General features: G+C 67.8%; 6 protein-coding genes. 4 read left to right on the forward strand and 2 right to left on the reverse strand.

Going from position 1 to position 5,908, the window contains the following annotated elements:
- The first annotated feature begins 260 nt into the window (after window positions 1-260).
- On the forward strand, window positions 261-1,310 hold the full coding sequence (locus JYJ84_RS26605; protein WP_175221645.1) for an aminoglycoside phosphotransferase family protein: 1,050 nt from the start codon (window positions 261-263) through the stop codon (window positions 1,308-1,310).
- Window positions 1,311-1,341: 31 nt separating this feature from the next.
- Window positions 1,342-2,061, forward strand: a complete 720-nt coding sequence (murU, locus tag JYJ84_RS26610; RefSeq protein ID WP_174955576.1) for an N-acetylmuramate alpha-1-phosphate uridylyltransferase MurU — start codon at window positions 1,342-1,344, stop codon at window positions 2,059-2,061.
- Between the two features lie 349 nt (window positions 2,062-2,410).
- Here the strand turns inward: murU and JYJ84_RS26615 are convergent, their stop codons facing one another.
- Complete coding sequence (locus JYJ84_RS26615; protein WP_122946235.1) at window positions 2,411-4,282, reverse strand: ABC transporter ATP-binding protein/permease; 1,872 nt, start codon at window positions 4,280-4,282, stop codon at window positions 2,411-2,413.
- 174 nt (window positions 4,283-4,456) lie between these two features.
- Between JYJ84_RS26615 and JYJ84_RS26620 the strand changes: the two genes are divergently transcribed.
- Window positions 4,457-4,852 carry an acyl-CoA thioesterase gene (locus JYJ84_RS26620; protein WP_039360081.1) on the forward strand — a complete coding sequence of 132 codons (396 nt, stop codon included), beginning with the start codon at window positions 4,457-4,459 and terminating at the stop codon, window positions 4,850-4,852.
- Between the two features lie 36 nt (window positions 4,853-4,888).
- Here JYJ84_RS26620 and JYJ84_RS26625 read toward each other — a convergent pair whose 3' ends face one another.
- A complete protein-coding gene (locus JYJ84_RS26625) occupies window positions 4,889-5,371 on the reverse strand; it encodes a nitrate reductase associated protein (protein WP_122946236.1) in 483 nt (160 codons plus the stop codon).
- A 115-nt stretch (window positions 5,372-5,486) separates the two neighbouring features.
- On the opposite strand from JYJ84_RS26625, the gene JYJ84_RS26630 reads away from it, so the two are divergent.
- Window positions 5,487-5,908, forward strand: a 422-nt coding sequence (locus tag JYJ84_RS26630) for a formate dehydrogenase accessory sulfurtransferase FdhD (RefSeq protein ID WP_374102135.1), incomplete at its 3' end; no start/stop codon positions are given.

The following is a 5,908-nucleotide window of genomic DNA, read 5'->3' on the forward strand; positions in this document are numbered from 1 at the left end:
CGGGGAAAACATTCGGGAATAGCGGTTTGGGCGGCATCTATCGTTTGGCGAATCGCCCCTTGTCAACCGCGCCGACGCGGCACATTCGCGCACGGCGGGCCGCGCCGTCGCACCGCGACTGCGGCTGAGCGCAAACCGGGGAGGCGATCGGGTGACGGCTCGACAGGCGGCGAGCCTGCACGGCGGAAAGCTGACGCGGGGCGCGTCAAAAAAGTCGTGGGGTATTATATGGCAAGACGTTCCCCCCTCCTCCGAGTTTCATGACGCCCCCATCCGCCGCATCCCAGCCCGACGCCCGCCTCGAAGCGCTCACCGCGTGGCTGCACCCGCTCGCCGAGCGCTACGCGCTTGACCTGTCGACCCTCGCGCCCGCCTCGTCGGACGCCAGTTTCCGCCGCTATTTCCGTGTCGCATCGGCCACGAGCGCCGGCGGCACGCTGATCGCCGTCGACGCGCCGCCGCCGGAAAAATGCCGTGAGTTCGTCCAGGTCGCGCAGTTGCTCGCCGCGGCGGGCGACCACGTGCCGGACATACTGGCCCACGATTTCGACGCGGGCTTCATGCTCGTGACCGATCTCGGCCGCACGTCGTACATCTCGGTGCTCGATCCGGCCGACCCGGCCGCCGCAAAGCCGCTGATGCGCGCCGCGCTCGACGCGCTGATCCGCTTCCAGCTGACGTCGAAGCCCGACGTGCTGCCGCCGTTCGACGAGGCATTTCTGCGCCGCGAGATGGAGCTGATGCCCGAATGGTTCGTCGGCCGCCACCTCGGCAAGCCTGTCACCGACGCGATGCGCGGCACGCTCGACCGCACCTTCGCGCTGCTGGTCGCCAGCGCGCACGCACAGCCGCAGGGTTTCATGCTGCGCGACTTCATGCCGCGCAACCTGATGGTCTGCGAGCCGAACCCGGGCATCCTCGATTTCCAGGACGCCGTCTACGGGCCGCTGACATACGACGTCGTGTCGCTGCTGCGCGATGCGTTCATCAGCTGGGACGAGGAGTTCGAGCTCGACTGCTTCGCGTACTACTGGGAAAAGGCGAAAAAGGCCGGCCTGCCGGTCGCCCCCGATTTCGGCGAGTTCTACCGCCAGCTCGAATGGATGGGGCTGCAGCGCCACATCAAGGTGCTCGGCCTGTTCGCGCGCATCAACTACCGCGACGGCAAGCCGCACTACCTGAACGACCTGCCGCGCTTCATCACGTATGCGCGCAAGGTCGCGCTGCGCTACCGCCCGCTCGTGCCGTTCGCCAAGCTGCTCGACGAACTCGAGGGCAACGCGCCGGCCGACGTCGGCTATACGTTCTGACCGTTCCGACTCTCCTGAAACCCGGCCGAACATGAGCAACACCCTGACCACGGCGATGATCTTCGCCGCCGGGCGCGGCGAACGGATGCGCCCGCTCACCGACACCCGTCCGAAGCCGCTGCTCGAAGCGGGCGGCAAGCCGCTGATCGTGTGGCAGATCGAAGCGCTCGCGCGCGCAGGCATCGAGACGATCGTGATCAACCACGCGTGGCTCGGCGAGCAGATCGAGGCCGCGCTCGGCGACGGTTCGCGCTGGGGCGTACGGCTCGCGTATTCGGCCGAGGGCGAAGCGCTGGAAACGGCCGGCGGCATCGCGCAGGCGTTGCCGCTGCTCGAGCGCGACGGGCAGCCTGCCGTGTTCGCGGCGGTCAGCGGCGACGTCTACTGCGCGTTCGACTACCGGACGCTCGCGCCGCGCGCCGCCCGGATGGCCGCGCTCGAAACACCTGCGATGCACCTCGTGATGGTGCCGAACCCGCCGTTCCACCCGGCCGGCGACTTCGCGCTCGGCGACGACGGCCGCCTGGCGCTCGACGGCGCCGCGCGCTTCACGTTCGGCAACATCGGCCTGTACGACACGCGGATGTTTCGCGATCTCGCACCCGGCACGCGGCGCGCGCTGACGCCGTACTATCGCGCGGCGATCGAAGCCGGCCGTGCGAGCGGCGAACTGTATGAAGGTATCTGGGAGAACGTCGGCACGCCCGCGCAGCTGGGCGAGCTTGACGCGCGGCTGCGCGCCGCGGGGTGACCGGTTGACTGGTCGTCGGGTTGATCGATCCGCTGGCTGATTGAGCGGCCGGCTGATTGAGCGGCTGGTCAGTTGGCCGGCTGTTCGGCTGTTCGGCTGTTCGGCTGTTCGGCTGTTCGGCTGTTCGGCTGTTCGGCTGGTCGGCTGGTCGGCTGGTCGGCTGGTCGGCTGGTCGGCTGGTCGGCTGGTCGGCTGGTCGGCTGGTCGGCTGGTCGGCTGACTGGCCGAACTGGCTGGGTTGGCTTGACCAATCAACAGGTCCAGCCCCTGCCGGATCATCCGGCCGGCCCGACTCCGCCCATCGAGCAAGCCCCCTTCCGCTGCGCGCCCCCGCGCGCAGCACTGCCGCTCACGCGGCTTCCGCCTCTTCCCCGCCCGCCGCCGCGCGCTGCTGCTGCAACGCCCACATCTGCGCATACAACCCGTCGGCGCGCACGAGTTCGTCGTGCGTGCCGCGCTCGACGATCCGCCCGTGGTCCATCACGAGGATCTGCTGCGCGTGCACGACCGTCGACAGCCGGTGCGCGATCACGAGCGTCGTGCGATGCCGCGCGATCTGGTCGAGCTCGTGCTGGATCGCACGCTCCGAGCGCGAATCGAGCGCCGACGTCGCTTCGTCGAACAGCAGCACCGGCGGGTTCTTCAGCAGCGTGCGCGCGATCGCGACGCGCTGCTTCTCGCCGCCCGACAGCTTGAGCCCGCGCTCGCCGACCGGCGTGTCATAGCCCTTCGGCAGGCTTTCGATGAAATCGTGAATGTGCGCGGCGCGCGCGGCCGCGATCACCTCGTCGCGGGTCGCGGTCGGCCGCCCGTACGCGATGTTGTAATAGATCGAGTCGTTGAACAGCACGGTGTCCTGCGGCACGATCCCGATCGACGCGCGCAGCGAGTCCTGCGTGACGTCGCGGATGTCCTGGCCGTCGATCCGGATCGCGCCGCCCGCCTGCCGGTCGAGATCGTAGAAGCGGAACAGCAGCCGCGACAGCGTCGACTTCCCGGAGCCGCTGTGGCCGACCACCGCGGTCGTCGTGCCCGCGTCGATCGTGAACGACACGTCGTGCAGGATCTGCCGCGCCGGCTCGTACGCGAAATTCACGTGCTCGAAGCGCACCTGCGCGCCGGCCACCGCGAGCGGTTGCGCATCGGGCAGGTCGGCCACTTCCTTCGCGGCCGACAACAGCCCGAACATCCGGTCCATGTCCGTGAGGCTCTGCTTCAGCTCGCGATACACGACGCCGAGGAAGTTCAGCGGAATGTACAGCTGCAGCATGAACGTGTTGATCAGCACGAGATCGCCGAGCGTCAGCTTGCCGGCGAGCACGCCCTGCGTCGCGCGCCACAGGATGAACACGAGCCCCGTGCCGATGATCGCCTGCTGGCCGAAGTTCAGCACCGACAGCGAATTCTGCGAACGGATCGCGGCCTTCCGGTAGCGCCGCAGGTTCTCGTCGTAGCGCTGCGCTTCCCACTCCTCGTTGCCGAAATACTTGACCGTCTCGTAGTTGATCAGCGAATCGATCGCCCGCGAGTTCGCGCGCGAATCGAGCTCGTTCATCGTGCGGCGGAAATGCGTGCGCCAGTTGGTGACCTTCACGGTGAACACGATGTAGGTGACCAGCGCCGCGAACGTCACGTACGCGTAATAGGCCTCGTACTTGACCACGAAGAAGCCGAGCACGAGCCCGACCTCGACGAGCGTCGGCAGGATGCTGTACAGCGAATACGAAATCAGCTGCTGGATGCCGCGCGTGCCGCGCTCGATGTCGCGCGACATGCCGCCCGTCTGGCGCTCCAGGTGAAACCGCAGCGACAGCCCGTGCAGGTGCCGGAACACCTGCAGCGCGAGCTGGCGCACCGCGCTCTCGGTCACCTTCGAGAACAGGATCTCGCGCAGCTCGGTGAACAGCGAAGTGGACAGCCGCACGAGCGCATACGCGACGACCAGCAGCCCCACGCCGCCCGCGAGCACGATGCCGGCCGACTGTTCGGCGCGGCCGATCGCGGTGATCTGCTGCACGTAGGACAGGTGGTCCACGATGCGCTTCATCACGACCGGCACGCCGAGGTTCGCGACCTTCGCGCCGATCAGGCAGCCGAGCGCGAGCGCGACGCGCCATTTGTAGGTGGTCAGGTACGGCAGCAACGACCGGATGGTCTGCCAGTCGTTGCGGGGCCCGGTCGAAGCCGGCGCGGGCTCGCCGGAAGCAGGAAATCGGCGCATGGGGGAAGGATCGGCGGCGGTGCCGGGCGCGTGCATCGGCGGCCGGCTCGCTCACTTTCTCGTACAATTTGCGGACGTTGTATTGTCGCAGAAGCCGCTTCGCGCCGCTGCCGGCGCCCTCGCCGGCCGGCCTGCGCGCGGCGGCACGTTTATTACAGGATGAAAGCCCCCGCCATGACCGATTCGACCCTCGAACTCCCGCAGAAACAGCCCGCGCTGCGTGTCGTCCCGCAACCGCACGACGCGAACGTCCACGGCGACGTGTTCGGCGGCTGGATCATGTCGCAGGTCGACATCGCCGGCTCGATCCCCGCGAGCCAGCGCGCGAACGGCCGCGTCGCGACGGTCGCGGTCAACTCGTTCGTGTTCAAGCAACCGGTGTTCGTCGGCGATCTGCTGAGCTTCTACGCGACCATCACGCGCACCGGCAACACGTCGATCACGGTCGACGTCGAGGTGTACGCCCAGCGCATGCGCCTGATGGGCGAAATCGTGAAAGTTACCGAAGCGACGCTCACCTACGTCGCGACCGGCTCCGACCGCAAGCCGCGGCAACTGCCGCCGCTCTGACCGGCGAGCGCCGCGACCGCGCGGCACACGGCCGCGTCAATGCGTGGCCGTCAGCCCGAACTCCCGCATCGCGGGCAGGAAATCGTGGTTCAGCTTCGGCTTGCGCGACAGTTTCACCAGCACGTAGCGCTGGAACGGCGCGAGCCGCTGCCACTGCGCGAGCTCGGGCGCCATCAGCCCGGCCAGCGCGCTCTGCTGCACGAGCGACTCCGGCACGATGTGGGTGGCGCGCCAGGTCGGCTGCTCGTCCGGCTGGAACCACGATGGTTCCAGATCGGCGTGCGTGCGCAGCATTTCGAACAGCGCGTGATCGAAGTTGGGCTCGATCGCGGTGTCTTCGTCGGCCGGAAAGCGCGCGAGCAGCTTGCGGTCCTCGAGCGGCAGCAACTGCCACTGCTCCAGTGAAATCCGCAGACCGAAACGGTCGAGATTGAAACGCACGATCATCGGGATGTACGTGAAGTTTTCCGACGAATCGTGTTCGAAGGCGAATAGCAGTGGAGCGTCGCTGAGTCCCATGATCGTTACCTGATGTGGCGGATACCGGCGCGGCCGGCTTGCCTGAGGTATTTTAGAACCTCTGCGCGCGGGCGGCGGATACGATTGCCGCTGCCCGTGCTTCGAATCAACGGGAGTGCTCGTGAATCCGACCGAAACAACCGAACCGCGCGGCGCGATCGAATTGTCCGTGCGCCGCACGCGCGGCGACGCCGTCGAAACCGCGCACGACTACGTGGGCCAGGAATGGCCGGTCGCACTCGTCTTCAACGGCATCTCGCACGCGGTGATGATGTGTACGCCGTGCGACCTCGAGGCATTCGCGGTCGGCTTCGCGATTTCGGAGGGGATCGTCGCGCGCGGCAGCGACATCAAGGACATCGAGGTGATCCTGCACGCCGACGCACCGCTGCCGCACGCGGAAGTCCACCTGGAAGTCGTCCAGCAGGCGTTCGCCGCGCTGAAGGACCGCCGCCGCGCACTCGCGGGGCGCACCGGCTGCGGCGTATGCGGGATCGAAAGCATCGACCTGCTCGACCTCGCGCCCGAACGCGTGCC

Source organism: Burkholderia sp. LMG 13014 (genome assembly GCF_905232215.1).
Taxonomy (GTDB): domain Bacteria; phylum Pseudomonadota; class Gammaproteobacteria; order Burkholderiales; family Burkholderiaceae; genus Burkholderia.

Coding starts and splice junctions, on each gene's coding strand:
- JYJ84_RS26620 (WP_039360081.1), top strand. CDS start 4,457: ATGACCGATTCGACCCTCGAACTCCCGCAGAAACAGCCCGCGCTGCGT.
- murU (WP_174955576.1), top strand. CDS start 1,342: ATGAGCAACACCCTGACCACGGCGATGATCTTCGCCGCCGGGCGCGGC.
- JYJ84_RS26605 (WP_175221645.1), top strand. CDS start 261: ATGACGCCCCCATCCGCCGCATCCCAGCCCGACGCCCGCCTCGAAGCG.
- JYJ84_RS26615 (WP_122946235.1), bottom strand. CDS start 4,282: ATGCGCCGATTTCCTGCTTCCGGCGAGCCCGCGCCGGCTTCGACCGGG.
- JYJ84_RS26625 (WP_122946236.1), bottom strand. CDS start 5,371: ATGGGACTCAGCGACGCTCCACTGCTATTCGCCTTCGAACACGATTCG.